At 73.7% G+C, this 26,986-nt stretch carries 20 protein-coding genes; 15 read left to right on the top strand and 5 right to left on the bottom strand.

What is annotated here, in order from left to right:
• Positions 1 to 42 precede the first annotated feature (42 nt).
• A complete protein-coding gene (locus ACGF13_RS15190; RefSeq protein WP_392874056.1) occupies positions 43 to 1,662 on the top strand; it encodes a DUF2079 domain-containing protein in 1,620 nt (539 codons plus the stop codon).
• A gap of 75 nt (positions 1,663 to 1,737) precedes the next feature.
• On the opposite strand, the gene ACGF13_RS15185 is transcribed toward ACGF13_RS15190, so the two are convergent.
• Together ACGF13_RS15185 and ACGF13_RS15180 are read right to left on the bottom strand one after the other, a co-directional pair.
• Complete coding sequence (locus ACGF13_RS15185; protein WP_392874053.1) at positions 1,738 to 2,619, bottom strand: peptidase; 882 nt, start codon at positions 2,617 to 2,619, stop codon at positions 1,738 to 1,740.
• Between the two features lie 2 nt (positions 2,620 to 2,621).
• Entirely contained in the window at positions 2,622 to 3,950 is a 1,329-nt protein-coding gene (locus ACGF13_RS15180; RefSeq protein ID WP_392874050.1) for a VWA domain-containing protein, read from the bottom strand.
• A gap of 164 nt (positions 3,951 to 4,114) precedes the next feature.
• On the opposite strand from ACGF13_RS15180, the gene ACGF13_RS15175 reads away from it, so the two are divergent.
• From ACGF13_RS15175 to ACGF13_RS15145, 7 genes are all read left to right on the top strand, one after another.
• Positions 4,115 to 4,975, top strand: coding sequence for an ATP-binding cassette domain-containing protein (locus tag ACGF13_RS15175; RefSeq protein ID WP_392874280.1), 861 nt, complete (start codon positions 4,115 to 4,117; stop codon positions 4,973 to 4,975).
• On the top strand, positions 4,975 to 5,658 hold the full coding sequence (locus tag ACGF13_RS15170) for an ABC transporter (RefSeq protein WP_392874047.1): 684 nt from the start codon (positions 4,975 to 4,977) through the stop codon (positions 5,656 to 5,658). Before ACGF13_RS15175 ends, ACGF13_RS15170 begins: the two co-directional genes overlap by 1 nt.
• A gap of 153 nt (positions 5,659 to 5,811) precedes the next feature.
• Complete coding sequence (locus ACGF13_RS15165; protein WP_392874044.1) at positions 5,812 to 6,315, top strand: DUF1269 domain-containing protein; 504 nt, start codon at positions 5,812 to 5,814, stop codon at positions 6,313 to 6,315.
• Between the two features lie 113 nt (positions 6,316 to 6,428).
• Positions 6,429 to 7,784, top strand: coding sequence for an FtsW/RodA/SpoVE family cell cycle protein (locus tag ACGF13_RS15160; RefSeq protein ID WP_392874041.1), 1,356 nt, complete (start codon positions 6,429 to 6,431; stop codon positions 7,782 to 7,784).
• A complete protein-coding gene (locus ACGF13_RS15155; RefSeq protein WP_392874038.1) occupies positions 7,781 to 9,289 on the top strand; it encodes a penicillin-binding transpeptidase domain-containing protein in 1,509 nt (502 codons plus the stop codon). The genes ACGF13_RS15160 and ACGF13_RS15155 overlap by 4 nt, the downstream gene beginning before the upstream one ends.
• Before the next feature lie 247 nt (positions 9,290 to 9,536).
• Entirely contained in the window at positions 9,537 to 11,027 is a 1,491-nt protein-coding gene (locus tag ACGF13_RS15150; RefSeq protein ID WP_392874036.1) for an amino acid permease, read from the top strand.
• Between the two features lie 127 nt (positions 11,028 to 11,154).
• A complete protein-coding gene (locus tag ACGF13_RS15145; protein WP_392874033.1) occupies positions 11,155 to 12,591 on the top strand; it encodes a glycosyltransferase 87 family protein in 1,437 nt (478 codons plus the stop codon).
• A gap of 65 nt (positions 12,592 to 12,656) precedes the next feature.
• Here the strand turns inward: ACGF13_RS15145 and ACGF13_RS15140 are convergent, their stop codons facing one another.
• Positions 12,657 to 14,414 carry a penicillin-binding transpeptidase domain-containing protein gene (locus ACGF13_RS15140; protein WP_392874030.1) on the bottom strand — a complete coding sequence of 586 codons (1,758 nt, stop codon included), beginning with the start codon at positions 14,412 to 14,414 and terminating at the stop codon, positions 12,657 to 12,659.
• 187 nt (positions 14,415 to 14,601) lie between these two features.
• Positions 14,602 to 16,392 (bottom strand): dolichyl-phosphate-mannose--protein mannosyltransferase, encoded by a 1,791-nt coding sequence (locus ACGF13_RS15135; protein WP_392874027.1) that lies wholly within the window; start codon positions 16,390 to 16,392, stop codon positions 14,602 to 14,604.
• 97 nt (positions 16,393 to 16,489) lie between these two features.
• On the opposite strand from ACGF13_RS15135, the gene rsmI reads away from it, so the two are divergent.
• The 7 genes from rsmI to ACGF13_RS15100 all read left to right on the top strand — a co-directional run bounded on the left by rsmI (position 16,490) and on the right by ACGF13_RS15100 (position 24,574).
• Positions 16,490 to 17,407 carry a 16S rRNA (cytidine(1402)-2'-O)-methyltransferase gene (gene rsmI / locus ACGF13_RS15130; RefSeq protein WP_392874024.1) on the top strand — a complete coding sequence of 306 codons (918 nt, stop codon included), beginning with the start codon at positions 16,490 to 16,492 and terminating at the stop codon, positions 17,405 to 17,407.
• Positions 17,408 to 17,642: 235 nt separating this feature from the next.
• Entirely contained in the window at positions 17,643 to 18,068 is a 426-nt protein-coding gene (locus ACGF13_RS15125) for a hypothetical protein (RefSeq protein WP_392874021.1), read from the top strand.
• A gap of 84 nt (positions 18,069 to 18,152) precedes the next feature.
• Complete coding sequence (gene metG / locus ACGF13_RS15120) at positions 18,153 to 19,775, top strand: methionine--tRNA ligase (RefSeq protein ID WP_392874018.1); 1,623 nt, start codon at positions 18,153 to 18,155, stop codon at positions 19,773 to 19,775.
• A 1-nt stretch (position 19,776) separates the two neighbouring features.
• Positions 19,777 to 20,655, top strand: a complete 879-nt coding sequence (locus ACGF13_RS15115) for a TatD family hydrolase (protein ID WP_392874015.1) — start codon at positions 19,777 to 19,779, stop codon at positions 20,653 to 20,655.
• Positions 20,656 to 20,763: 108 nt separating this feature from the next.
• Positions 20,764 to 21,645: a 16S rRNA (adenine(1518)-N(6)/adenine(1519)-N(6))-dimethyltransferase RsmA gene (rsmA, locus tag ACGF13_RS15110; protein WP_392874012.1), complete on the top strand. Its 882-nt coding sequence runs from the start codon at positions 20,764 to 20,766 to the stop codon at positions 21,643 to 21,645.
• A complete protein-coding gene (locus ACGF13_RS15105; RefSeq protein WP_392874009.1) occupies positions 21,642 to 22,559 on the top strand; it encodes a 4-(cytidine 5'-diphospho)-2-C-methyl-D-erythritol kinase in 918 nt (305 codons plus the stop codon). Before rsmA ends, ACGF13_RS15105 begins: the two co-directional genes overlap by 4 nt.
• Positions 22,560 to 22,747: 188 nt before the next feature.
• Entirely contained in the window at positions 22,748 to 24,574 is a 1,827-nt protein-coding gene (locus ACGF13_RS15100; protein WP_392874006.1) for an ABC-F family ATP-binding cassette domain-containing protein, read from the top strand.
• 81 nt (positions 24,575 to 24,655) lie between these two features.
• On the opposite strand, the gene ACGF13_RS15095 is transcribed toward ACGF13_RS15100, so the two are convergent.
• The gene (locus ACGF13_RS15095) at positions 24,656 to 26,680 is read right to left on the bottom strand and encodes an FUSC family protein (protein WP_392874003.1); all 2,025 of its coding nucleotides are present in this window, start codon (positions 26,678 to 26,680) and stop codon (positions 24,656 to 24,658) included.
• Positions 26,681 to 26,986 lie beyond the last annotated feature (306 nt).

Below are 26,986 nucleotides of genomic sequence, written 5' to 3'. Positions count from 1 at the left end.
GGACCGGACCCACGGACCCAGACCGGACGGATCGGACCCGACGTGACCACCCAGACCGCACCCCCGCCGCCGGCCGCCGCCGGACCGGCCGCCCGCCGACTGGCCGAGGCCGTCCTGCTCGGCCCGGCCCGGCGCACCGCGCTGCTCACCGCGCTCTGCTTCGCGGTGACCTGCGCCATCGGCCTGCAGGGCTGGACGTCCGTGTCGCTCGGCGGCTTCGACCTCGGCATCTTCGACCAGGGCGTGCGCGGCTACGCCCACTTCGGGCTGCCCGTCTCGACGCTGAAGAGCTTCCACCACGAGTTCCCGCCGGGCTTCTCGCTGCTGGGCGACCACTTCTCGCCGGTGCTGGCGCTGCTCGCGCCGCTGTACTGGATCTGGGACGACCCGCGCTCGCTGATCATCGGGCAGGCGCTGCTGTTCGCGGCCGGGGTGCCGCTGGTCCGGCGGATCGCCGGGCACGCCTTCGCCGCCGCTGAGCCGCGCACCGCCCGCCGGGCCGCCGACCTGGCCGGCCTGGTCCACGCGCTCGGCTGGCCGCTGCTGGTGGCTGCCCGGGTGGGCTTCCACGAGGTCGCCTTCGCGGTGCCGCTGACCCTGCTGATGCTGGAGCGCGGCCTGGCCCGCCGGTACGGCACCGTGGTGCTCGCCGCCCTGCTGCTGTGCTGCACCAAGGAGGACCTCGGCCTGATGGTCGGGGCGTACGGCCTGGTGCTGCTGCTGCGCACCCGCCGCACCGGTGACCGGGCGGGCCGCCTCACCGGTCTCGGGCTGCTGCTGGGCGGGCCGGTCGCCTCGGCGGTCGCCATCACCTGGCTGATCCCGGCGATGGGCGGGGAGCCGGGCTACTACTGGAACTACGGCTCGCTCGGCGCGGACGGCGGCGACGCGCTGCGCAACCTGCTGCACGACCCGTTCCTGCTGGTGCAGGCCGCCTTCGACCAGCCACTCAAGCCGCTGCTGCTGCTCTGGCTGTTCGGCACCACGCTGCTGCTGCCGCTGCGCTCGGCCACCGTGCTGTGCGCGCTGCCGCTGCTGGCCGAGCGGATCCTGTCCAGCAACCCCAACCACTGGTCGATCGCCCGGCACTACGACTCGCTGCTGTGGCCGGTCCTGCTCACCGCCGCGATCGAGGTGCTGGGCCGGCTGAGCGCCGTCGGGCGGCCGGAGCGGAGCGTGCGGCGGGCCCGCCGGCTGGGCCTCGGCGCGGCCGGCATCGCCCTGCTGGCCGCGGTGCCGATGGGGCTGCTGCCGCTGGCCGTACCGTCCTCCTGGGCGCCCAAGACGAGCGAGGCGGCGCTGGTGCGGGCGGCCGCGCTGATCCCGGACGGGGCGTTCGTCGAGGCGGACAACCAGATCGCGCCGCGGCTGACCGCCCGGACGGACGTGGTGCTGGTGGACGGCACACCGCGCGGGCGCGAGTACGTGCTCACCCGGGGCGACAAGCGGTCCTTCCCGTTCAAGACGGACAAGGAGCAGGCCGAGCGGATCCGGCTGCTGCTGGCGCACGGCTACCGGCAGGTGTGGGCCGAGGACGGGGTCGTGCTTCTGCACCGGGAGGGCGACGAGCCGATCCCCGGCGAGCACGTACCGGGGCCGGACAGCGAGCCGGTCCAGGACGAGGTCCCGTCCGACGTGGGGCACAACCTGTTCCGCGGCTGACCGACGCCCGCGAACGCGCCGGAGGGCCGGCCGGAACGACGTCCGGCCGGCCCTCCGCGGGTTTCTCGGGGTGCCTCAGGGGCGGTCGGAGCCGGTGTAGCTGCCGCTCGGGTGGGAGCCCTGGGCCGGGACGGAGCCGTAGCGGCCGGGCCGGTGGCCGTGCGGGTGCCGGGTCAGGTTGTAGCCGAGGACGCCGGCCAGCGCGGCCAGGAAGCCGCCGCCGATCGTCCAGTACCAGCGGCTGTTCCAGCCGGAGAACCAGCCGGTGTACCAGTGCTCCTCCTGCGCCACCGGGGCGGCCGCCTTGGCCGTACTGGCACCGCCGCCGGCCGGCGGGACCAGCGGGGCCTTCAGCTCGCCGCCCTCCGGCTGGGCGTTGTCGGCGTCGCCCTTGGCCGCGACGTGCAGCTTGACCGCGGAGGCCAGGCCGAGGTCGGGCTGCGGGACGTCGCTGACCGACAGCCGCACGTAGTAGGTGCCGGGCAGCGGGTCGCCGGACCACGGCTCGGCCCAGGTGCGGACCTCGCGCAGGGTGCAGTCCAGCGCCAGGGAGGCGGCGCCCTGCTCGGCGGTGGCGTTCTGGGTGCCGGCGGTGCACGCCTGGCGGCGGCGCAGCCCGTCGAAGACCTCGACGGACCAGGTCTGCGGGCCGTGCCGGTCGGCCGTGGGGGCCAGGGTGACGGCCAGGCTGATCGTCGGGGTCTGGCCCTCGGAGGCGCCGAACGCCCAGTACAGGTAGTCACCGGTGGAGACGGCGACGTTGGCGTCCTGGCCGGGGGAGAGGTTGACCGCGGTCAGGAAGGAGGTGCCGGCCTTGGTGGCCGGGGCCGGGGTGCCGCTCGCACTGGCCGAGGGGGACGGCGAGGCGGCCGAGGCGGTCGGCGCGCCCAGGGCGCTCAGGGCCAGGGCGGGCAGCAGGGCGAGGGCGGCGAGGGCGCCGCGGATCGTCGTACGCATGGTCAGTTCGCCCTCCAGACGGAGATCCGCCAGCGCGCGATCCAGCCGAAGACCAGGCCGAAGGCCAGGCCGGCCAGGGTGAGGGTGAGCAGCAGGATCCAGCCGCGGCCGAGGCCCATCGCGGCGCCCTCGGGAGCGGGCGAGGCGGAGGCCAGGTCGACGGTCAGCTCCAGCGGCATGCCCGGGTCGGCCTGGACGCCGGCCTGCGGGGCCAGCGCGTTGCTCACGACCAGGCAGACGGTGGTCTCCGGCTTGTCCTTGGCGTCCTTGGAGGCCGTGGGGCTCGCGGTGACGTACCCCTTGGAGTCGGCGGTGGACCAGCGCAGGCCGGTGGAGACCACGTCGGTGCGGGAGCTGCCGGCGTCGGTGCCGCGGACCAGCTCCTGGCCGGTCGCGCTGGTGGCCTGGAGCAGCACCCCGTAGTCGCGGGCCACCGGGCGGTCCAGGGCGACGCTGACCGAGGCGCGCAGCTCCTGGCCGGACTTGACCGGGACCTTGTAGACGCGGTGCTCGGAGAACTTCTCGCGGTCGGTGTAGACGCCCGGGGCGAGGACCGGGGCGTTCTCGCACTTGTCGGTGCCGGTGGTCTTGACCGGGGTCACGGTGTAGGTGTCGTTGGAGCGGTCGACCAGCTGCTTCACCTTGTCGGTGAGCTGCTCCTGGGTGCGGACGTCGGTGTAGGTGCCGCCGGTCGCGTTGGCGATGCAGAGCAGCTGCTGGCGGGTCTTGTCGTCGTGGGCCAGGCCCAGGGTGTCGACCACCAGGTGGATGCCCTGGGAGGCGAGCTCGCGGGCGACGTCACAGGGGTCGGGCGGGGTGCAGGTGTCCTCGCCGTCGGTGATCAGCACCACGCGGCGGGTGGTCTCGCCCTTGCCGAGGTCCTGGGCGGCGCCGCGCAGGGCCAGGCCGATCGGGGTGAACCCGGTGGGCCGCAGGGTGGCGACGGCGGTCTTGGCCTCGACCTTGTCGGTCTTGCCGACCGGGTAGAGCTGCTTGGTGTCCTGGCAGCCCAGGGCCTTGTCGTTGCCGGGGTAGGTCGCGCCCAGGGTGCGGATGCCGAACTCGGTCTCCGCGGGCAGCGCGTCGATCACCTCGTTCAGCGACTGCTGGGCCACCGCGATGCGGCTCTTGCCCTGGATGTCCGCTTCCCGCATGGAGCCGCTGACGTCCAGGACGAGGTCGACCCGGGGGGCCTCCTTGGTCGCGGGAGCGGCCCCGGCTGATGGTTCGTCGGCGTGGGCGGGCAGGCCGAGGAGCAGCGAGGTGCCCGTTATCGCCAGGGCCGCCAGCAGGCTGCCGAGCCTGGTCTGTGGTCGTCGTCCGGTAGTCACCCGGCCGATACTAGGGATCATCAGTTCGTCATGGCGAAACGAGTCCCGATCGTGCCTCGACCAGCCGTGGGGTGAACTCCGGCGCACGGACGGGGAATTAGCTCACGCCGGCTTTACCGCCGATGGATAGCCTTCCGTGCACAACGGGACGGGACGGGGGCGTGATGGAGCTGACGGCGGTCGGCAAGCGGTACGGGCGGCGGGAGCGGTGGATCCTGCGCGGGGTCGATCTGGCGGTCGGGCCGGGCGAGTTGGTGCGGATCGCCGGGCGGAACGGGAGCGGAAAGTCGACGCTGCTGCGGCTGGTCGCCGGGATCGAGCGGCCGAGCACGGGGCGGGTGGTGCGGCCAGGGCCGACGGCCTACGTGCCCGAGCGCTTCCCGCCGGCGCTGCCCTTCGACGCCGTCTCCTACCTGCTGCGGGTCGGCCGGGTGCACGGGCTGTCGGCGGAGCGGGCGCGGCGGCGGGCGCAGGAGTGGCTGGACCGCTTCGGTGTCGCGGACCGGGCGGGCACGCCGCTGAGCCGGCTGTCGAAGGGCACCTGCCAGAAGGTCGCGGTCGCCCAGGCGCTGCTGCCCGAGGCGCGGGTGCTGCTGCTGGACGAGGCCTGGACCGGGCTGGACCCGGAGGCCAGGGCGGTGCTGGACGAGGCCGCCGCCGAGCGGGCGGCGGAGGGCGGCACGGTGCTGTTCGTCGACCACGACCCGGCCCGGCTGGCCGGGCTGACCAGCGCCGCGTACCGGGTCGGCACGGACGGCGCGCTGCGGCCCGTCGAGGACGGGACGGGGGAGCAGGGGCGGGAGGGCCCGGTGATGGAGGTCGAGGTGGACGTCGAGGGCGGCGCCCCGTTGCCGCCGCTGCTGCCGGGGGCACCGGAGGTCACCGCGCTGGCCGGGACGGCGGTGCGGCTGGCGGTCCCGGCCGCGCACTCGGACGCGCTGCTGCGCCGACTGCTGCTGGGCCGCCCGGCCGTCCGGGTGCTCTCGGTGCGGCGGCGCGAGGAGCCCGGGGCGGGGGAGCGGTGATGGCGCAGATCGGTTCGCTGACCCGGTACCACCTGGAGCTGCTGCTGCGCTCGCACGCCTGGCTGCCGCCGTTCCTGGCGTACGCGCTGCTGCTGGTGGTCGGGGTGGCGGTGGGCGACCCGCTGCTCGGCGGACTCGGCTTCGGCGCGGGGGTGCTGCTGCCGGTGAGCGCCTGGTACGTGCGCAGCGTGCTGAGTGCCGAGCCGCCGGCCTCGCGGGCCTGCCTGGTGGCGGCGGCGGGCCCGGTCCGGGTCCACCTAGGGGCGCTGCTGGCGGCGCTGACGGTGTCGCTGGTGCTGGCGGTCGGTCAGGTGGCGGCGGTGTGGTGGACCAGCGGGTCGGTGGCCAACGCGGGGGCGGAGCGGGATCCGGGGGCCGGGGCGGCGGTGTCGGCCGGGCTGGCGGCCTCGGCGGTCTGCGCGCTGATGGGGGTGCTGGCCGGGGCGCTGGCGAACCGTCCGGTGCTGGGCCGGGCGCAGTACGGCATCCCGACGGCGCTGGCGCTGGCCACGCTGCTGCTGGTGGTGCCGTACTCGCCCGCCAACGCGGCGGTGCGCGGGCTGGTGTCGGCGGCCCGGACCGGACGGATCGCCGTGCCGTGGCCGAGCCTGGCAGCCGCCGTCGTCCTGCTGGCCGCGGTCGGCGCGGGGGTGGCGGCGCTGGCCGGGCGGCGGCCGGAGTGAGCGGGCGTGCCGGGTGATTCCGGCAATGGCGGACACACCGCAGCGAAGAGCCGATAAATATGGATAACACTCGTTAGGGTGCGGAATCGGGACACGGTGCCACCACACGGGCGCCCCTCCCCGGCCTGTCCGACACCCTGGAAGGACCCCGCAGTGAGCAACCTCTTCGCGATCGCCTACCCGGACCTCGCCACCGCCCAGGCGGTGCGCAACGAGGCGATCGGGCTCCAGAAGCAGAAGCTGATCGAGCTGGAGGACGCGGTCGTCGTCGAGCGTCGCGCGGACGGCCGGATCAAGCTGCACCAGCAGGTCAGCACGACCGGGGCGGGCGCCGCCGGCGGCGCGCTCTGGGGCGGGGTCATCGGCCTGCTGTTCTTCATGCCCCTGGTGGGCGCGGCGGTCGGCGGCGCGGCCGGGGCCGCGGTCGGCGCCTCCACCGACATCGGGGTGGACGACGACTTCATGCGCCAGGTCGGCGAGCACCTCCAGCCCGGCACCGCCGCCGTCTTCCTGCTGGTGCGCAAGGCGACCGCCGACAAGGTGGTCCCGGCGCTGGCCCGTTTCGGCGGGCGGATCATCCAGACCTCGCTGTCGGCCGAAGCCGAGGCCGAGCTGAAGGCGACCGTCGAGGCCTCCGGCTCCCAGGCCTCCGTCTGACCCTCCCCGTCCGACCGCCGCTCCCCCGGGGCGGACCCGCCCCGCCGCCGGTCCGCCCCGGTCGGCGTCCCCCGGCCGGCGGCACCGGGTCCTTCCCAATCCCAGGACGGTCCGTGGCGACACCCTCCGCCGTGCCGAGATCCGCCGCCGGGCCGAGCCGGCCGGTGCCGACCAGGCGCACCACCGAGCTCGTCCTGGTGGTCGGCGCCGTCCTGATCGCCGTGTACGGCTACGTCGAGGTCGGCGTCAACCTGGACGGCCAGGTGCCGGCCGACGCGGCCGAGTACGGTGCCGCGCTCGGTGTGCTCGCCCTGGCGGCGCACGGCGTGGTCCGGTGGCGGGCCCGGTACGCGGACCCGCTGCTGCTGCCGATCGCGGTGCTGCTGAACGGGATCGGGCTGGTGGTGATCTACCGGCTGGACCGCGCCACGCCGGGGCGCGCCGGTGCCGCCTCCACCCAGCTGCTCTGGTCGGCCCTGGGGGTGGCGCTGTTCATCGCGGTGGTGCTGCTGGTGCGCGACCACCGCCGGCTGCAGCGGTACGCGTACATCGGGGCGCTGCTGGCGCTGGTCCTGCTGGTGCTGCCGATCTTCTTCCCGCCGGTGTACGGCTCCCGGATCTGGATCGTGATCGGGCCGCTCTCCTTCCAGCCGGGGGAGTTCGCCAAGATCCTGCTGGCCGTCTTCTTCGCCGCCTACCTGGCGGTGCACCGGGACGCGCTGGCGCTCACCGGACGCCGGGTGTGGCGCCTGCAGCTGCCGCCCGGGCGGGTGCTCGGGCCGGTGCTGCTGATCTGGGCGGCGTTCGTCGGCGTCCTGGTGCTGGAGACCGACCTCGGCACCTCGCTGCTGTTCTTCGGCCTGTTCGTGGTGATGCTCTACGTGGCCACCGCGCGCACCGGCTGGATCGCCATCGGCCTGGGCCTGGCCGCCGTCGGGGCGGTGGCGGTGGGCTGGCTCTCGCCGCACGTGCACAGCCGGGTCACGGACTGGCTGGACCCGCTGGGCTCGATCGCGGCGGGCCGGGGCGCCAACCAGATCGCCCAGTCGCTGTTCGCCTTCGCCTGGGGCGGCGAGCTGGGCACCGGGCTCGGCAACGGGCACTCGGTGCTGATCGGCTTCGCCGCCAAGTCGGACTTCATCCTCGCCACCATCGGCGAGGAGCTCGGGCTGACCGGGCTGGTCGCGGTGTTCCTGCTGTACGCGGTGCTGGTCTCGCGGGGCTTCAGGACCGGCATCGCGCTGCGCGACCCGTTCGGGCGGCTGCTGGCGATCGGGCTGGCCGCGATCGTCGGCCTCCAGGTGTTCGTGGTGGCGGGCGGGGTGCTCGCGCTGATCCCGCTGACCGGGATGACCATGCCGTTCATCGCCCAGGGCGGCTCCTCGGTGGTCACCAACTGGATCATCGTCGCGCTGCTGGTGCGGATGAGCGACACGGCGAGGCGGCCCGCTCCCGAGGAGGTCCGATGACGCGCGCGCGGCCCGGGGGAAACGGCCCGCAGGGGCTGCCCGGCATCTCCGTCACCGGGCGCCGGGCGGCCACCTTCTGCCTGCTGCTGATCGCGGCGCTGTGCGCGCAGGCCACCCGGGTGCAGGTGTTCCAGGCGAAGGAGCTCAACCACAACAGCGCCAACCAGCGGCGCACCATCGAGCGCTACGCCCAGCCGCGCGGCGACATCATGGTCGGCTCGGAGCCGGTCACCGGCTCCGAGCCGACCGGAGGCCGGTACGCGTACAAGCGCGGCTACACCGACGGCCCGACCTACGCGGCGGTCACCGGCTTCGCCTCGCAGGCGTACGGCACCACCCAGCTGGAGGCGACCGAGGACGACCTGCTGACCGGCACCGACAGCCGGCTGGCGGGCTGGCCGGTCTGGGACGCCGTCTCCCGCCGGCAGAACCCCGGCGGGGACGTGTACACCACGCTGAACCGGGCCGCCCAGCAGGCCGCGATGCGCGGGCTCGGCGACCAGAAGGGCGCCGTCGCCGCGATCGAGCCGGCCACCGGGCGGATCCTGGCGCTGGCCAGTACGCCCTCCTACGACCCGGGAGCCTTCGCCGGGTACGGCGCCGACGACCAGGCGGCCTGGAACCGGCTGCAGGCCGACGCGGATGAGCCGATGCTCAACCGGGCGCTGCGCCAGACCTACCCGCCGGGCTCGACCTTCAAGGTGGTCACCGCCGCGGCCGCGCTGGCCGACGGGGTGGTCACCGACCCGGACGCGCCGACCGACGCGCCGTACCCGTACGTGCTGCCCGGTACGACCACGCCGCTGGTCAACGACACCCCGGTGTGCGACCGGGCGGGCCTGTCGCTAGCCGAGGCGATGACCGCCAGCTGCAACAGCGTGCTGGGCTACCTGGGGGTGCGGGTCGGGCTGGACCGGATGGCCGCGATCGCCGGGGACTTCGGCTTCAACGACGCGAAGCTGGACGTCCCGGTGCGCGCGGCCCGGTCGAACTTCGACACCCGGATGGACGACGCGCAGCTGGCGCTCTCCTCGATCGGGCAGTTCGACACGGCGGCCACCCCGCTGACGATGGCGATGGTCGCCGCCGGGATCGCCAACGACGGGACGGTGATGCGTCCACAGCTCGTGGACAGGCTGACCAGGAGCGACGGCACCACGGTGCAGCTGATGCGGCCGTCCGTCTACAAGCGGGCGATCACGCCGGCGGTGGCCGCGCAGGTGCGCGGGCTGATGACCGACGTGGTGGAGAAGGGCACCGGCGGCAGCGCCCGGATCGCCGGGGCGGTGGTCGGCGGCAAGACCGGGACGGCCCAGCACGGGGTGGGCAACAGCGGCACGCCCTACGCCTGGTTCATCGCCTGGGCCGCTCCGGCCGGTTCGGACGCGGTGCCACCGGTGGCGGTGGCCGTGGTGGTCGCGGACAGTCACGCCACCGACGTGACGGGTGGTGCGCTGGCCGCGCCGATCGCCCGATCGGTGATGCGCGCGGTGCTCGGCCGATGACCCCGGCAGGGGTGCTGAGCTGCTGCTTTAACGGTCCGGCGGGCGATGCGCCGTTTACGAAGTGTCCGGTTTGTACATCGATATGCGCCGATTCGGACAATGCGCGGGTTGGTACTGTTCGTTTGCGACACTGGTGCTTTCGCCGTGGACTGTCCCATCTTTGTTCGGTTGGTCCCCGATGGCACCCCGTGGCATGTCGGGTGACCACACGCAAGGACACCCTCCCCCGCCCAGAAGGACCGCAGTTTTGGCCAGCAACACCCTTGGTGCGCGTCTGCTGCGACGCAAGCCCGTCTCGACACTGATCGCCGAGACCGAAGGCAAGGACTCCCTCCCGGCCGGCGCGCCCGAGGAGGGCGGGCGTTCCGGCATCCACCTGCGCCGCTCGATCGGCCTGTGGCAGCTGTCCTCGATCGGCATCGGCGCCACCATCGGCACCGGCATCTTCTTCGTGCTGAACACCGCGGTGCCCTCGGCCGGCCCGGCCGTCATCCTGTCCTTCGTGATCGCCGCGGTCACCGCCGGACTCACCGCGCTCTGCTACGCCGAGATGGCCTCCGCGATCCCGGTCTCCGGCTCCTCGTACTCCTACGCCTACGCCACCCTCGGCGAGGGCGTCGCCTTCGGCGTGGGCATCTGCCTGCTGATGGAGTACGGCGTCTCCGCCTCCGCCATCGCGGTGACCTGGGCCGAGTACCTGAACAAGTTCTTCGACCTGGCCTTCGGCTTCAAGATCCCCGAGCAGCTGTCCGGCGCGCCGGACAGCACCCACTGGTTCAACCTGCCGGCGCTGCTGCTGGTCGCCATGGTCTGCTTCCTGCTGATCCGCGGCGTGAGCGAGTCGGTGAAGGTCAACGCGGTGATGGTCGCGATCAAGATCGTGATCCTGCTGATGTTCATCTGCGTGGCGCTCACCGGCTTCCACTCCGGCAACCTGACCCCGTTCATGCCGCTCGGCATCGGCGGCGTCCAGGTCGCCGCGTCCAGCATCTTCTTCTCCTTCATCGGCCTGGACGCCGTGTCCACCGCCGGTGAGGAGGTCAAGAACCCGCGCCGCACCCTGCCGCTGGCGATCATCATCTCGCTGGTCGTGGTGACCGTGCTCTACATCCTGGTCGCCCTGGCCGGCATCGGCGCCCAGCCGTGGACCAAGTTCGACGGCCAGGAGGCCGGCCTCGCCCAGATCCTCCAGGACATCACCGGCCAGAGCTGGCCCGCGATGGTCTTCGCGATCGGCGCGATCGTCTCGATCTTCAGCATCACCCTCGTGGTGATCTACGGCCAGACCCGCATCCTGTACTCGATGGGCCGCGACGGCATGCTGCCCAGGCGCTTCGCCGAACTCTCCCCGCGCAGCGGCACCCCGGTGTGGAACACCATCGTGGTGGGCCTCGGCGTGGGCGCGCTGGCCGCGTTCGTCCCGCTGCGGGTGCTGGCCGACATCACCAGCCTGGGGACGCTCATCGCCTTCTCGGTGGTGTCCATCGGCGTGATCGTGCTGCGCCGCACCCAGCCCGACCTGCCGCGCGGCTTCAAGGTGCCCGGCTACCCGGTCGTCCCGCTGATCAGCGTCGGCTTCTGCATCTACCTGATCACCGGCCTGCACGCCGACACCTTCCGGGCCGGCGCGATCGCCCTCGCCGTCGCCGTGGTCGTCTACTTCGGCTACAGCATCAAGCACTCCCGGCTGGAGCAGGCCGAGCCGCAGTCCGTCTCCTCGGACCGCAGCGCCGACTGACCCGCAGGCGAACCCCGTGTGAAGGGCCGTCGACCGCCGAGGCGACCGGCGGCCCTTTTCACGCCAACCCCGTCCGGTGTCCCACGCGATGGCGACAGGGCCCGGCTCCCACCCATAACCTTCCACCATGGTGAGCACCCGCACGCCCGGCCATTCCCGCCCGCGCGGCCGCTTCACCGGCCGCGGCAGAACGCCGGCCCAGACCTGCGCGATCGAGTCGTCCTCCAGACCCGGACGACCGCCGCGCGGCTTCTCCGTCCGCCCCTTCCCCCGACAGCGCGGCGAGAGCACCTTTCCGCCCACGCCCGACCGGCCGAACACCGCCGGGCTCGCCGGGCTCGTCTCGACGCGGACCGCCCAACTGCTCGGCTGCCTGGTCGCGGCCGGCTGGGCCGCCGCCTTCCCACTCGTCTCCGACCTGGACAACCAGCGGCTGTGGGGCCTGATCGCGGCCCCCGCCTACCTCCTGGCCGGACTGCTCTGCCTGACCCTGCCGCGCCGCTTCGCGGCCCGTGCCGCCGCCTCGGTGGCCCTCGTCGGGGCCGTCCTCGTCCCGCTCGGACTGCTCGCCCTGCACGGCCGCCACCAGTCCGAGGTGATGGTGGTCGAACGCTCGGCCCACCTGCTGCTCACCACCGGCACCGCGTACCTGCCGCACCCGGTGGTGGTCACCGACTACAACCCGTACCTGCCGGCGATGTCCCTGTTCGGGATGCCACGCCAGCTGCTCGGCGACTCCACCGCCTTCGCGAGGGTCGCCGGGGACGCCCGGATCTGGTTCGCGCTGACCTTCTTCGCCTGTCTGCTGGCCGCCTGGCGGCTGCTGCGGCCCACCCGGCCCGGCGGCGGCGACCCGCGCGCGCCGCTGCTGCCGCTGGCCGTCCTCACCGCCTCGCCGCTGATCGCGCTCGCCCTGGCGGTCGGCGGGGTGGACCTGCCGCTGATCGGGGTCTGCTGCCTGGCCATGGCGCTCGCCGAGCGGGACCGCACGGTCGGCGCCGGGCTGGTGCTCGCCCTCGCCTGCACCCTCAAGTGGACGGCCTGGCCCGCGCTGCCCGTCGCCGTCCTGCTGCTCTGGCGGCTGTACGGCCGGCGGCCCGCGGCCAGGACCGCGCTGATCGGGGTCGGGGTGAGCGCGCTGGTGATCCTGCCCTCCGCGCTGACCCAGGCGGACGCGCTGCGCGAACAGGTGGTGCGCTTCCCGCTCGGGATGACGGCGATCCGCACCCCGGCGGGCAGCCCGCTGCCCGGCAAGGTGCTGGCCGGTTTCGGGCCCACCGGGCACGCGATCTCGCTGGCGCTGATGACCGTGGCCCTGGTCGGGGTGGCGATCTGGCTGCTGGCCCGGCCGCCGGTCTCCGCGATCGCGGCGGCCGACCTGCTGGCCGCCGGGCTCGCCATCGCCTTCATGCTGGCCCCGGCCGGACGGTTCGGGTACCTGGCGCTGCCGGCGGTGCTGGTGATCTGGCCCCGGCTGGCGGCCGGGCGCTGGAGCGGCCGGCCCCCGGTGCCGCCCGCCGACCGGATACGCGGGAGGCGGCAGCCCGTCCTGCCGCGTCGCTAGCGCTCGGGAAGGCGACGAGCCCGCCGGGCCTCCGGGCCGGGCGGGCTCGTCGCTCGTCGGGGGCCTCAGCGGCCGCCGGCGGCCTTCAGGATGGAGGCGACGGCCGGCCCGGCCGCGTCCACGCCGTGGCCGCCGCCCTGCACCTCGGAGGCCACCGCGAGGTTGCCGCGGTAGGCGGTGAACCAGCTGTTGGTGACGTCGACCCCGGCGACCTCGGCGGAGCCGGTCTTGGCGCCCGCGTTGTCGGTGATGCCGGCCATCACGTCCCTGGCGGTGCCGCCGGTGGCGGTGGCCGCCATCATCGCCTTCAGCTTGGCGTCCACGTCCGGGGAGAGCGGGCGGGCGGCCTTCTGCTGCGGCAGCTCGGCGACCAGGATCGGCTGCTTGAACTCGCCGCTCTGCACGGTGGCGGTGACCGAGGCGATGGCCAGCGGGTTCATCTGGACCTTGCCCTGGCCGATGTAGTTCATGGCCTGCTCGTCCTTGCTGCCCGGAGTCGGCGGCACCTTGCCGTCGGTGTTCGGCAGGCCGGTCTTCCACTCCAGGCCGATGCCGAACACGTCCTTGGCCGTGCCGGACAGCGTCTCGGGCTTGAGGCTGGTCAGGCCCTGGTCGATGAAGGCGGTGTTGCAGGACATCATGAAGTCCTGCTGGAGCGTGTTGGTCGGGAAGGCGCCCGGGAACGAGTTCGGGATCGCGTGCGGGTTGCTGCTCTTCTCCGGGCAGGCGACCACGGTGTCCGGGTTGACCCCGGACTCCAGCAGCGCCGCCGAGGTGACGATCTTCATCGTCGAGCCCGGCGCGAGCAGCCCGAGGAAGGCCCGGTTCTGGCCGGTGGCCGGCGAGTTGGCGAAGGCCAGCACCTGGCCGGTGCTCGGCTCGATCGCCACGACGGAGCCGGGCTTGCCGGCCAGGTCCGTCATCGCCTTCTCGGCGGCGGCCTGGAGGGTGTTGTCGATGGTCACCTTGAACGGCTTGCCGGGCTTCGGCTCGACGATGGTGAACAGCTTGTCCACGGCGCCCTTGCCGGCCGGGTCGGTGATCACCACCGCGGTGCCCGCGTCCTGGTCCTTGGCCGGGTCCGGCGGCAGCAGCTTGTTGGCGTTGTCCTGGAGGGTGGTCATCAGCGTCGCGGTGAGCGAGGCGCCCTGGATCGGCTTGCCGTTGCGGTCCACCACGGTGGACGGCGGGGCGAAGACCGGCTGGACGGAGATGGTCTCGTTGCCGGACAGGTGCGGGTGGATCACCGACGGCGCCCAGTGCACGGCCGGGGTGTTGTCGCTCATCTTCACGACGCCGAGGAAGCCCTGGTAGTCCCAGGCCCGGTTGGTGCCCGCGAACTCGGCGCGCGCCTTGTACGACATCAGCGTGCCGGTGGGCCCGGGCGTGGCGGACGGCGAGTCGCCGGCGCCCGGCGTGCCGGCACCCGGCGTCGCGGAGGCCGAGGCGGACGGCTTGGCGGCCGGGGCGGGGGTGCCGGTGGCGGCGGAGAAGACCTGCTGGGTGGTCGGGCCGAACGGGGTGAGGGTCAGCGCGCTCGGCTTGACCTGGTCCTTGAACGCGGTCAGGGCGGTGGTGGCCGCGGCCGGGTCGTCGGTGAGCGAGGCCGCCTTGGCGATGTCGCCGGCCGCCCAGGCCGTCAGGAAGTCCTTCATCCCGGCAGCAGCCTGCTCGGCCGACGGCGGCTCGGCGACCACGGTGCGCGGCTTCTTGCCGCCGGAGCCGTCGGAGCCGCTCATCAGGCTGTACGCGCCGTAGCCGCCGCCCGCGAGGACGGCGATGGACACGCCGGTGATGATGCCGATCTTCGCGCCACTGCGCATGGTGCAGGTCCCCCAGGGGTCTCGCGGCCGGGCGCAACCGGCCGGGGCCGGAAACGCGGTACCCCCCCACCCTAGGCAGCGCGGATCGGTGCGCCGGCGAATCGCCCGGGACTTGTGACGGATCTGGTACGTGCCGTACACCGCATACGGACGATTCGTGGGAACCCGGTGCGCGCCGGGCCGGCGGTCAGATCCAGCTGTTGAACCACATCCGGCGGCGCCAGTCCTCCAGCGGGATGGTCTGCCCGGTGAACAGCGGGAAGAAGAAGAGGAAGTTCCAGACGATCAGCAGGATCAGCAGTCCGGCCGCGGTGGAACCGATGATCCGGCGGTCCCGGGAGGCGCCGGCGGGGCCGATCAGGGCGCCGATCAGCATCGTCACCGCGAGCACCAGGAACGGGACGAAGACCACCGCGTAGAAGAGGAAGATCGTCCGCTGCTGGTAGGCGAACCAGGGCAGGTAGCCGGCGGCCAGGCCGCAGAGCACCGCGCCGGCCCGCCAGTCCCGCCGGGCCGCCCAGCGCCACAGGCAGTAGGCCAGCGCCGCGACGCCCGTCCACCACAGCAGCGGGGTGCCGATGCCCAGCACCTCGCGGGCGCAGTCGGCGGCGGTGCAGCCGGCCTGGCCGTACTTGGGGGACTCGTAGAAGAAGGACACCGGCCGGCCCAGCACCAGCCAGGACCACGGGTTGGACTGGTAGGTGTGCGGGTCGCTCAGGCCGACGTGGAAGTCGTAGACCGTCGAGTGGTAGTGCCACAGCGCGCGCAGGGCCTCGGGTATCCACGGGAAGTCGGTGGAGCGGCCGACCGCCCAGTCACGGCCCCAGCCGCCCTGGCCGGGGGCGGTGCTGCTGGCGAACCAGCCCCACCAGGAGGCGATGTAGACGGCGACCGAGACCACGACGACCGACACGAAGGCCGGCACCACGTCCCGGGCGAGCACCGCCACGAAGGGGCGCGGGGCGCCGGCCAGGCGGCGGGCGCCGACGTCCCAGAGCACGGTCAGCAGGCCGAAGGCAGCCGCGACGTACAGGCCGCTCCACTTGGTGGCGCAGGTCAGGCCGACGCAGACGCCGGCCGCGATCCGGTACGGGCGCCAGCCCAGGTTCAGCCGCTGGGCGAGCTCGGCGTTCTCGACCCCGCCCAGCCTCGCGGCCAGCAGCGCCCGGGTGCGGTCGCGGTCCAGCAGCAGGAAGCCGAAGGCGGCGAGGGTCCAGAACATCACCACCAGGTCGAGCAGGGCGGCCCGGCTGAGCACCAGGTGCAGGCCGTCCACCGAGAGCAGCAGGCCCGCCACGCAGCCCAGCAGCGTGGAGCGGAACATCCGGCGGGCGATCCGGGCCACCATCAGCACCGAGAGGGTGCCGAGCAGGGCCACCGCGAACCGCCACCCGAAGGGGTTCATGCCGAACAGCTGCTCGCCCACGCCGATGATCCACTTGCCCACCGGCGGGTGCACCACGTACGAGGGCGTCGCCCGGTACGGGACGGCGGCGCCGGGCGTCATGATCGTGCTGTTGGCGTCCTCCGGCCAGCTGATCTCGTAGCCGCCGTGCCAGAGCGCGTAGGCGTCCTTGGCGTAGTACGTCTCGTCGAAGATGATCGCGTGCGGCTGCCCGAGGTTCGTGAACCGCAGCAGGCCGGCGAACACCGCCACCGCGATCGGCCCGAGCCAGCCCGCCCAGCGGCAGAGGAAGACCCACAGGACCTGCGGCAGCGAGACGCCCATCCGCAGCAGCAGCGGCGACTGGGGCACGTCCCCGGGCGTCACCCGGGGGCCGTCCGGCATCGGCGGCACCAGGCGCTCGGTAAGCGGCGCGGTGGGGCGGGCGGTGTAGCCGTACCGGGCCAGGCGCTCGCGCCAGCCGGCGGGCCCGTCCTGCGGTGGACGGGGGGACGGCAGGCCGACGCCGCCGTACGCGGAGTGGTCCGTACCAGTGGGCGTCTGCGCCGCCGTGTCGCCGTTCATCCGCCACATCGTAGGGGCGCTCTTCGCACGTGTGTCCGCTCCCTCGGAAGCTGACCGAATCGTCACCAAAAACCCCGGGCGCGCGGCAGCTGCGAGGATGGGGACCGTGACAGGAGTACTCGTTCTCGCAGGCACCCCCATCGGCGACGTCTCGGACGCCCCGCCCCGACTGGTCGACGAACTGGCCACGGCGGACGTGATCGCGGCCGAGGACACCCGCCGGCTGCGCCGGCTCACCCAGGCACTCGGGGTGACCCCGGCCGGGCGGGTGGTCTCCTACTTCGAGGGCAACGAGGTCGGCCGCACCCCCGAACTGGTCGAGGCGCTGCTCGGCGGCGCCCGGGTGCTGCTGGTCACCGACGCCGGCATGCCCTCCGTCTCCGACCCCGGCTACCGGCTGGTCGCCGCCGCCGTGGCCGCCGACGTCAAGGTCACCGCGGTGCCCGGGCCCTCGGCGGTGCTCACCGCGCTCGCGCTGTCCGGCCTGCCGGTGGACCGCTTCACCTTCGAGGGCTTCCTGCCGCGCAAGAGCGGCGACCGGGCCCGGCAGCTCGCCTCGATCGCCGCCGAGCCGCGCACCATGGTCTTCTTCGAGGCGCCGCACCGGATCGCCGAGGCGCTGACGGCGATGGCCGAGGCGTTCGGGCCGCAGCGGCCGGCCGCCGTCTGCCGCGAGCTCACCAAGACCTACGAGGAGGTCAAGCGCGGGCCGATCGGCGAGCTGGCCGCCTGGGCCGCCGACGGCGTCAAGGGCGAGATCACCGTCGTGGTCGCCGGCGCCCCGCCGGCCGCGCCCCAGGAGCTGACCCCGGCCGAGCTGGCCCGACTGGTGGCCGTCCGCGAGGAGGCCGGGGAGCGCCGCAAGGAGGCCATCGCGGCCGTCGCGGTGGAGCTCTCGCTGCCCAAGCGGGAGGTCTTCGACGCGGTCGTGGCGGCGAAGAAGGAGGGCCTGGAGAACGCCCCCGGAAAGGCGCCGGGAAAGTCCCCCGGAAAGTCCCCGGGAGGGGCTCCGGGAAAGGAGTGAATTCCGGGGGTTGCGTTGCTCACGGGGAGTCGTACCGTGGAGGGAAGGCCCCGGTAAACACCCGCTGAGCTGAAGCTTCGGTCGCGGTTCCCGGTCTCGGGGAGGCCCTTCGTATAGGGCTCCCCAACCCGCATCCAAGTCTTCACAAGTGGGGCGTCGGCCGAGGTGGTCCGGGCATTCCCTGGAAGGGAAAGACCCAGCCGGACGAGCGTCCGGCGGGCGCTGGGAGACGGCCATGAGCGATGTTGTCGGTAGCCCCCGCAGTGGCAGCGCACTGAGCACGGCCGGTCTGGCCGGCCGGCCGCACACTCCCGTCGAGACCGTACGGGAGGCCTACTCCTTCGCGTGCCTGCGCTGCGGGTACGGCTGGGAGCAGGCGTACGACATCGAGCACCACGTGGCCAAGGACGGCCACGTCGTGTTCGAGTACCACGCCAACGGCGTCCGGGTGCCGTCCCCGCTGCTCAAGCCGACCTGCCCGGGGTGCGGCGGCCACACCGTGCGGATCATGCGCGAGGGCCGGGTCGCCTCCGCCGACCAGCCCTGGCAGCACGCCCCCGGCTACCCGGCGCACGCCGAGCCGGCCGGGACGCCCCCGGTGGCCGAGCCCGTCCGGCCGCGCGGACGCTGGGCCCGGTTCTGGTCGCGGCTCCTGGGCTGACACCGGGGTGACGGGACGGTCCGCCCCCGGCCGGGGAACAACTCGGTCGAGGGCGGTCCGCGTGCCCGACTAAGCTTTCCGACCATGGCGGCCACTGCAGACCACAGCACCACCGGGGCGAACGCCCCGGCGTACTACGTTTCCACCCCCATCTACTACGTCAACGATCGCCCCCACCTGGGCCACGCGTACACCACCGTGGCGGGCGACGTCCTCACCCGCTGGCACCGCCAGCGCGGCGAGAAGGTGTGGTACCTGACCGGGACCGACGAGCACGGTCAGAAGATCATGCGGACCGCCGAGGCGAACGGCGTCACCCCGCAGGAGTGGTGCGACAAGCTGGTCGAAGAGGCCTGGAAGCCGCTCTGGGAGCACCTGGAGATCGCCAACGACGACTTCATCCGCACCACCGAGGAGCGGCACACCGCCCGGGTGCAGGAGTTCGTCCAGGACCTGTACGACAAGGGCGAGATCTACAAGGGCGGCTACTCCGGCCCGTACTGCGTCGGCTGCGAGGAGTTCAAGCTCCCGTCCGAGCTGCTCGACGGCGCGACCGCGGACGAGAAGCTCTGCTCCGTGCACAAGCGGCCGGTCGAGTGGCTGGAGGAGGAGAACTACTTCTTCCGCCTCTCCGCCTACGGCCCGCAGCTGCTGGAGTTCTACGCGGCGAACCCGGACTTCATCCAGCCCGCCTCGGCCCGCAACGAGGTGCTGCGCTTCGTCGAGCAGGACCTCAAGGACCTCTCGATCTCCCGCTCCACCTTCGACTGGGGCGTGCCGCTGCCCTGGGACGAGAAGCACGTCCTCTACGTGTGGGTGGACGCGCTGCAGAACTACATCACCGCGGCCGGCTACGGCAGCGACCCGGAGCGCTTCGCCGAGCTGTGGCCCGCCTCGGTCCACCTGGTCGGCAAGGACATCCTCCGCTTCCACGCCGTCATCTGGCCCGCCATGCTGATGGCCGCCGGGCTGCCGCTGCCCAAGCGGGTCGTGGCCAACGGCTGGCTGATGGTCGGCGGCGAGAAGATGTCCAAGTCCAACCTGACCGGCATCGCGCCCACCGACCTGACCTCGCACTTCGGCGTGGACGCGTACCGGTACTACTTCCTCCGGGCGATCCCGTTCGGCACCGACGGCTCGTTCTCCTGGGAGGACTTCACCGCCCGGTACACCTCCGAGCTGGCCAACGACTTCGGCAACCTGGCCTCCCGGGTCGCCGCGATGGTCGGCAAGTACTTCGACGGGGTGCTGCCGGAGGCCACCGCGGCGGGCGACGCCGAGCAGGCCGTCGCGGACGGGCTGACCAGGGCCGCCGAGACGGCCGACCGGAAGATCGGCGAGGAGCTGGACTTCGCCGGCGGCATCGCGGCGATCTTCGAGTTCGTCAAGCAGGTCAACGGCTACCTCACCGAGCAGGAGCCCTGGAAGGTCGCCAAGGACGACTCGGCCGAGGGCCGGGCCCGCCTGGCCACCATCCTCTACACCGCCGCCGAGTCGCTGCGCGCCACCGCCGTGCTGCTCAACCCGGTGATGCCGTCCACCGCCGAGAAGCTGTGGGTCTCGCTGGGCGCCGAGGCCGCCGGGCTCGGCGCGCTCCGCGCCCAGACCGTCGCCACCGTGGCCGACTGGGGCCGGCTGCCCGCCGGTGCCACCGTCACCAAGGGCGAGATCCTCTTCCCGCGCCTCGAAGAGAAGCCGACCGCCTGACATGGCCGCCAAGGACGACGCCCGGTCGACCCCGCCGCCACTGCCGGAACCCCTGGCCGTGGCGGTGGCCGACTCGCACACCCACCTCGACATGCAGTCCGGCACCCCGGCCGAGGGCCTCGCGAAGGCCGCCTCGGTCGGGGTCACCACGGTGGTCCAGGTGGGCTGCGACGTGCCCGGCTCGCGCTGGGCCGCCGAACTGGCGGCGCAGTACGAGCAGGTGCACGCGGCCGTCGCCCTGCACCCGAACGAGGCGCCGAGGATCTTCCTCGGCGATGCGGACGGATGGTCCGGGCAGCAGCGGCTCGCGGGCGGTCAGGCGGCGCTGGACGAGGCGCTCGCCGAGATCGACCGGCTCGCCGCGCTGCCGCAGGTGCTGGCGGTCGGCGAGACCGGCCTCGACTACTTCCGCACCGGGCCCGAGGGCGTGGAGATCCAGAAGGAGTCGTTCCGCCGCCACATCGAGATGGCCAAGCGGCACGGCAAGGCCCTGGTCATCCACGACCGGGACGCCCACGAGGACGTCATCGCCGTCCTGCTGGAGGAGGGCGCCCCGGAGCGGACCGTCTTCCACTGCTACTCCGGCGACGCGGAGATGGCGAAGACCTGCGCCGAGCACGGCTGGTACCTCTCCTTCGCCGGCCCGGTCACCTTCAAGGCCAACCAGCCGCTGCGCGACGCCCTGCTCGCCACCCCGCCGGACCGGATCCTGGTCGAGACCGACGCCCCGTTCCTCACCCCGCACCCCTACCGCGGCCGCCCGAACGCCCCGTACCTGATCCCGGTCACGGTGCGCTCGATGGCCGCCACCCTGGGCCTGGCCGAGGACGAGCTGTCCGCGGCCATCGCGGAGAACACGGCGCGGGCCTTCGGGTACTGAGCGGGCGGCCGGGGGCCGTCGCACGTGGTCGGGGGTCCGTTGCCCTGGTCGGAGGCCCGTCCGGACGGCGCGTCCGGACGGCGCCCCCCGCGCCCGTATCCTTGGCGCGTGAGCACCACCGACCCCACCCCTGACAGCCACCTTCTGGGCGCCGCCGACATCCGGGAGCTGGCGGCCGCGTTCGGCGTGAAGCCGACCAAGCAGCGCGGGCAGAACTTCGTCATCGACGGCAACACCGTGCGGCGGATCGTCCGGGCCGCCGACGTGACGGAGCAGGACGCGGTCGTGGAGGTCGGGCCCGGGCTCGGCTCGCTCACGCTGGCGCTGCTCGAGGTGGCGCGGCACGTCACCGCGGTCGAGATCGACCCGGTGCTGGCGCAGCACCTGCCGGACACCGTCGCGGCCCGGATGCCCGGCAAGGCGGACGCCTTCGACCTGGTGTTCAGCGACGCCATGGAGGTCACCGAACTGCCCGGGCCGGCGCCCACCGCGCTGGTCGCCAACCTCCCGTACAACGTCGCCGTGCCCGTCCTGCTGCACATGCTGGCGACCTTCCCCAGCATCGAGCGGACCCTGGTGATGGTGCAGAGCGAGGTCGCCGACCGGCTCGCCGCCAAGCCGGGCAACAAGGTGTACGGCGTCCCGTCGGTCAAGGCCAACTGGTACGCCGACGTGAAGCGGGCCGGCGCCATCGGGCGGAACGTCTTCTGGCCCGCCCCCAACGTCGACTCCGGGCTGGTCTCGCTGATCCGCCGCGAGCCGCCGAAGACCAGCGCCAGCCGCGAGGAGGTGTTCGCGGTGGTCGACGCCGCGTTCGCCCAGCGGCGCAAGACCCTGCGCGCCGCACTGGCCGGCTGGGCCGGCTCCGCCGCCAAGGCCGAGCAGGCGCTCGCGGCCGCCGGGATCGACCACAAGCTGCGCGGCGAGATGCTGACGGTGGAGCAGTTCGCCAAGATCGCCGAACACAAGCCCGCCGAGGACGCCGCGTGATCACCGTACGGGTACCGGCCAAGGTCAACGTCCAGCTGGGGGTCGGCGGGCTGCGCGCCGACGGCTTCCACGACCTGGCCAACGTCTTCTTCGCCGTCGCCCTCGGAGACGAGGTCACGGCGACTCCCGGCGAGGGCGTGACGTTGAGCTGCTCCGGCCCGGACGCCGCCGCCGTCCCGCTGGACGACAGCAACCTCGCCGCCCGCGCCGCCCGGCTGCTCGCCGCCCACCACGGCATCGCCGACCCCGGCGTGCACCTGCACATCGCCAAGGCCATCCCGGTCGCCGGCGGCATGGCCGGCGGCAGTGCCGACGGAGCGGCGGCACTGGTCGCCTGCGACGCGCTCTGGCAGCTGGACACCCCGCTGCCGGTGCTGCTGGAACTGGCCGCCGAACTCGGCTCCGACGTGCCGTTCGCCCTGCTCGGCGGCGTCGCACTCGGCCGCGGCCGGGGCGAGATCCTGGAGCCGCTGACCGTCGAGGGCACCTTCCACTGGGTCTTCGCGGTCGCCGAGGGCGGCCTGTCCACCCCCGCCGTGTTCCGCGAGTGCGACCGGCTGCGCGAGGAGGCCGGCACCGGCTCCAGCGACACCGACGTCCCCACCCCGGACGCCGACCCGGCGCTGCTCGCCGCGCTCGCCGAAGGCGACACCGTCGCCCTGGCCGCCGCGCTCGCCAACGACCTCCAGCCCGCCGCGCTCTCGCTGCGCCCCGCGCTCGCCGCCACCCTGCGGGCCGGCACCGAGGCGGGCGCGCTCGGGGCGATCGTCTCCGGCTCCGGGCCGACCTGCGCGTTCCTGGCCAAGGACGCCGAGGCCGCCGCCGCGGTGGCCGAGGCGCTGCGGGCCTCCGGCACCTGCCGGACGGCGCACGCCACGCACGGGCCGGTGCCGGGCGCGTCCCTGGTGGGCTGAGGTGATGGCCGGGGTCGCGGCGGGCCGGCGCGGTGGTCGGGCCCGAGGCGGGTTCCTGGCGGGCTGACGCGGTGAAGGCGTTCCGGCGGGCCCATTAGGCTGGGGAGATCGGGGTGTCCCCGACAGGGGAGCCCGACCGCCGAGCGGCGGGCCGCCCCGCGACCGCCGAACCCAGGAGCGCAGCACACGTGGCCGTCAACCTCGCCACCATCGAGTCCGTCACGAAGGTCTACGGCACCCGCGCCCTGCTGGACGCGGTCAGCCTGGGCGTCAGCGAGGGCGACCGGATCGGCGTCGTCGGCCGCAACGGCGACGGCAAGACCACCCTGATCCGGATGCTCGCCAAGCTGGAGGAGCCCGACAGCGGCCGGATCACCCACTCCGGCGGACTCCAGATGGCCGTCCTCACCCAGCACGACTCGCTGGACCCCGAGGCCACCATCCGGCACGAGGTGATCGCCGACCGGGCCGACCACGAGTGGCTCGGCGACGCCCGGATCCGCGACATCATCGAGGGCCTCTTCGGCGGCCTCGACCTGCCCGGCTTCGCCGACGGCCTGGACACCGTCATCGGCCCGCTCTCCGGTGGCGAGCGCCGCCGGATCGCCCTCGCCAAGCTGCTGCTCGGCTCGCCCGACCTGATCGTCCTCGACGAGCCCACCAACCACCTCGACGTCGAGGGCATCAACTGGCTCGCCGAGCACCTCCAGAAGCGCCGCTCCGCGCTGGTCTGCGTCACCCACGACCGCTGGTTCCTCGACCAGGTCTGCACCCGGATGTGGGACGTCCAGCACGGCGAGGTGCACGAGTACGAGGGCGGCTACTCCGACTACGTCTTCTCCCGTGCCGAGCGCTCCCGGATCGAGGCCGTCGAGGAGCAGAAGCGCCAGAACATGGCCCGCAAGGAGCTGGCCTGGCTGCGCCGCGGCGCCCCCGCCCGTACCTCCAAGCCGCGCTACCGGATCGAGGCCGCCAACGCCCTGATCGCGGACGTGCCGGAGCCGCGCGACAAGTCCGAGCTGATGAAGTTCGCCAACGCGCGGCTCGGGAAGACGGTCTTCGACCTGGAGGGCGTGACCGTCAAGGCCGGCCCGAAGCTGCTGCTGGAGAACCTCACCTGGCAGCTCGGCCCCGGCGAGCGGATCGGCCTGCTCGGCGTCAACGGCGCCGGCAAGACCTCGCTGCTGCGCGCGCTGCGCGACGCGTACGCGAGCGAGGGCGACGTCCAGCCGGCGTCCGGCGTCATCAAGGTCGGCAAGACGGTCCGGCTGGCGTACCTGTCGCAGGAGGTCGCCGAGCTGGACCCGGCGACCCGGGTGCTCCAGGCCGTCGAGCAGGTCCGCTCGCGGGTCGACCTCGGCAAGGGCCGGGAGATGAGCGCCGGCCAGCTGTGCGAGCAGTTCGGCTTCGGCAAGGACAAGCAGTGGACGCCGGTCGGCGACCTGTCCGGTGGCGAGCGGCGCCGGCTCCAACTGCTCCGGCTGCTGATGGACGAGCCCAACGTGCTCTTCCTGGACGAGCCCACCAACGACCTGGACATCGAGACGCTCAACCAGCTGGAGGACCTGCTCGACGGCTGGCCCGGCTCGATGATCGTCATCAGCCACGACCGCTTCTTCATCGAGCGCACCACGGACACCGTCCACGCGCTGCTCGGCGACAAGAAGATGCGGATGCTGCCGAACGGCGTCGACGAGTACCTGGAGCGCCGGGCCCGGATGGCCGCCGCGGCTCAGGCCGCGGCTCCCTCCGCCGCTGCGGCCGCGCCGGCCGAGACCACCGCCGCCGCGGCCGGGCTCTCCGGCGGGGACCTGCGGGCGGCGAAGAAGGAGATGCAGAAGCTGGAGCGGCAGATCGCCAAGCTGGACGAGAAGGAGTCCAAGCTGCACGCCCAACTCGCCGAGCACGCCGCCGACTTCTCCAAGGTCGCGGAGCTGGACGCGCAGCTGCGCGCGGTCCGGGAGGAGAAGGAGGAGCTGGAGATGAGCTGGCTGGAGCTGGCCGAGCAGGTCTGATCGCGGTCACCCGGCTCCGATCGGGGTCGCCTGGCTACGACCGGGGTCACCCCGCTCTGATCGGGGTCGCCTGGTTCTGATTCACCCGGCGGGCCGGTTGCCCAGGAGCGTCTCCAGCTCCTGGGCCGCACGGCCCAGTGCGCTGCGCGTCGGGTCGTGCGGGGCGGCCGGACGGTCCGTCGGGGCTGCCGGGGCCGGTGGGGCCGTCGGTGGCCGGTGCGCCCGCGCGGCGGCGGTCAGTTCGTCCAGTGCGGTCCGCACCCGGTCGACCTCGGACGGGTCCGGCACCCGGCCGCCGTACCGGATCTGCGCGGCGAAGGCCGCCACCGCGCCGCCCAGCCGTTCCAGCGCCGCCGTCGCCGGCAGCCACCGCTCGGCCAGCCGGCCGGTGGGCGGCGGCTCGGCCAGGCCCTGCCGCACCTCCTGGCGGGCGTCCGCCAGTGACCGGTAGGCCGTGCGGCGCAGCCACACCTGGGCGTTGCCGCCGTGGGTGCTGCCGTTCCGGAGAGTGGTGTCGAGGACGGCCGCGTCGAGGACGACGGCGTCGAGGTAGGCCCGCAGCGCCGTCGTGGCGTCGACCAGCCGGGGCTCGATCCGGTGGCGCGGCCGCTCCGGCCACAGCAGGTAGCCGAAGAGCAGGACGATCGCGCTCGCCAGCACGGTGTCCAGGACCCGGGGCCAGAACTCGGCGGCGCTGCTCTGCCCGCCGAGCTGGAGCAGGATCAGCGCCATCGGCGTCATCACCACGGTGTTCAGCCCGTAGTGCGCCGCCGTGGCGTACGGGAGCAGGGCCACGCAGCCGGCCGCCATCGCCGTCAACGCCCACTCGTCGGTGGTGACCATCAGCAGCGCCGCGGTCACGGCCACCCCGAGCACCGTGCCCACCGAGCGGCTCACCGCGCGCAGGAACACCGAGCCGAGGTCCGGCTTGAGCACGAAGGCGATCGTCATCGGCACCCAGTAGCTCTTGCTGAGCGGGAAGTTGGCGGTGACCGCCGAGCCGACCGCGATGCACAGCGCGACCCGCAGGCCGTACCGGACCGAGCCCCGGGACAGCAGCCGCGCCCGCAGCCGCCAGGGGTCCGGTGGCGGCGCGGGTGCGGTGCCGATCCGGGTGTCACGGCCGGCCACGGTGTCGGCGGCGGCACGCAGAGCCACGTCCAGGGCCTGCCGGGAGGGGGTGTCGGGCCGCCAGTCGGGCACGGCGACCTCGCCACCGCCCTGCCGCACCGCGGCGGCCAGCCGGGCCGGCACCTCGGCCACCTCCGGTGGGACGGGGCGGCGCGCCCACAGCAGACCGGTCGCGGCCTCGGTGGCGGCGAGGGCGGCCTCGTACATCCGGCGGCGGCGCTCCTGGCGGTCCCGGTGGTCCCGGCCGCTCCGGCGGCCGGTGTTGCTCGTGCCGCTCGTGCGGCTGGTGCGGTTCGTGTGACTCGTGCCGAGCAGGTCCTGGAGCTGGTTCAGGCGGGCCGTCAGCACCTGGCGCGAGGACGCCGCCCGCGGGCCGCCCAGGTCGACGAGGGTACGGCCGAGCGCCTCGTACGCGGCGGCCAGCGCCCGGTTGCACGGATCCGCGGCAGGCCGGTTCGGCGCCCCCGCGGGCAGCAGCCCGAGCAGCACCACGAACGCGGCCCCGACCAGCATCATCGGCGGCGCCGCCCACCACGGCCGCGGCAGCGGCATCCCACTGCCCAGCGCGGCCGACACCAGCAGCAGCATCCCGGCCGCCGAACCGCGCGGACCCGTCGCGCTCAACGCGCCGGAGGCGAAGGCGGTCAGCGTCAGCGCGACCCCCAGGCCCACGCCGTCCGCGCCGGTGTGCTGGAGGGCGGTGCCGATCAGCATGCCGAGCGCGGAGGCGAGCACCGCCGTCCCGATCCGGGCGGCCCGCAACCTGCCCGGCTCGACCCGGTCGTTCATCGTCGCGTGCATCGCCCCGAGCCCGGCGAACACCCCCAGATCCAGCTGGTGCACCACCAGCCCCACCGCCAACGGCAGCGCCATCCCCACCGCCGCCCGCACCATCAGCGCCACCGGCAGCGGCGGCCGCGCGGGCCGCGCGGCACGGGCCCACCAGGGGGAAGGGGAGGCGTCGGAGGAACTCACGCGGTCACGTCCGTTCTGCGGCCTTGGGTCGCTGCTGTGCGACATTGCGCGGCAGATGGGGCGTACCGGGTCAGTCTACCCAGGGCTGTCGCGGCGCCTCGTACGTGTCAAGTTCGTACCGATCGCGTACGGGCGGGCCAAGGGCCCTGCCGGTCCGACAGGGGCGGTGGCTACGATGACGGAGGAGTAGCCCGTCCACAGGGCGGTCGGTGCGCCGACCAGGGCGGTGCGAACCAGAAGTTGACGGTGTGTTGCGGCACGCGGCCGCCCGGGACGCCCGGGTGCGGCCGGCCGTACGGGGGAGAG

It is taken from the genome of Kitasatospora sp. NPDC048286, assembly GCF_043201735.1.
Classification (GTDB): Bacteria; Actinomycetota; Actinomycetes; order Streptomycetales; family Streptomycetaceae; genus Kitasatospora.
This window is presented reverse-complemented; position numbering and strand designations above follow the sequence as displayed.

Excerpts from the sequence above, each read along its gene's own strand:
- ACGF13_RS15185 (WP_392874053.1), bottom strand. The coding sequence starts at position 2,619 with ATGCGTACGACGATCCGCGGCGCCCTCGCCGCCCTCGCCCTGCTGCCC.
- ACGF13_RS15175 (WP_392874280.1), top strand. The coding sequence starts at position 4,115 with ATGGAGCTGACGGCGGTCGGCAAGCGGTACGGGCGGCGGGAGCGGTGG.
- ACGF13_RS15170 (WP_392874047.1), top strand. The coding sequence starts at position 4,975 with ATGGCGCAGATCGGTTCGCTGACCCGGTACCACCTGGAGCTGCTGCTG.
- ACGF13_RS15155 (WP_392874038.1), top strand. The coding sequence starts at position 7,781 with ATGACGCGCGCGCGGCCCGGGGGAAACGGCCCGCAGGGGCTGCCCGGC.
- ACGF13_RS15145 (WP_392874033.1), top strand. The coding sequence starts at position 11,155 with ATGGTGAGCACCCGCACGCCCGGCCATTCCCGCCCGCGCGGCCGCTTC.
- ACGF13_RS15140 (WP_392874030.1), bottom strand. The coding sequence starts at position 14,414 with ATGCGCAGTGGCGCGAAGATCGGCATCATCACCGGCGTGTCCATCGCC.
- ACGF13_RS15135 (WP_392874027.1), bottom strand. The coding sequence starts at position 16,392 with ATGTGGCGGATGAACGGCGACACGGCGGCGCAGACGCCCACTGGTACG.
- ACGF13_RS15125 (WP_392874021.1), top strand. The coding sequence starts at position 17,643 with ATGAGCGATGTTGTCGGTAGCCCCCGCAGTGGCAGCGCACTGAGCACG.
- metG (WP_392874018.1), top strand. The coding sequence starts at position 18,153 with ATGGCGGCCACTGCAGACCACAGCACCACCGGGGCGAACGCCCCGGCG.
- ACGF13_RS15115 (WP_392874015.1), top strand. The coding sequence starts at position 19,777 with ATGGCCGCCAAGGACGACGCCCGGTCGACCCCGCCGCCACTGCCGGAA.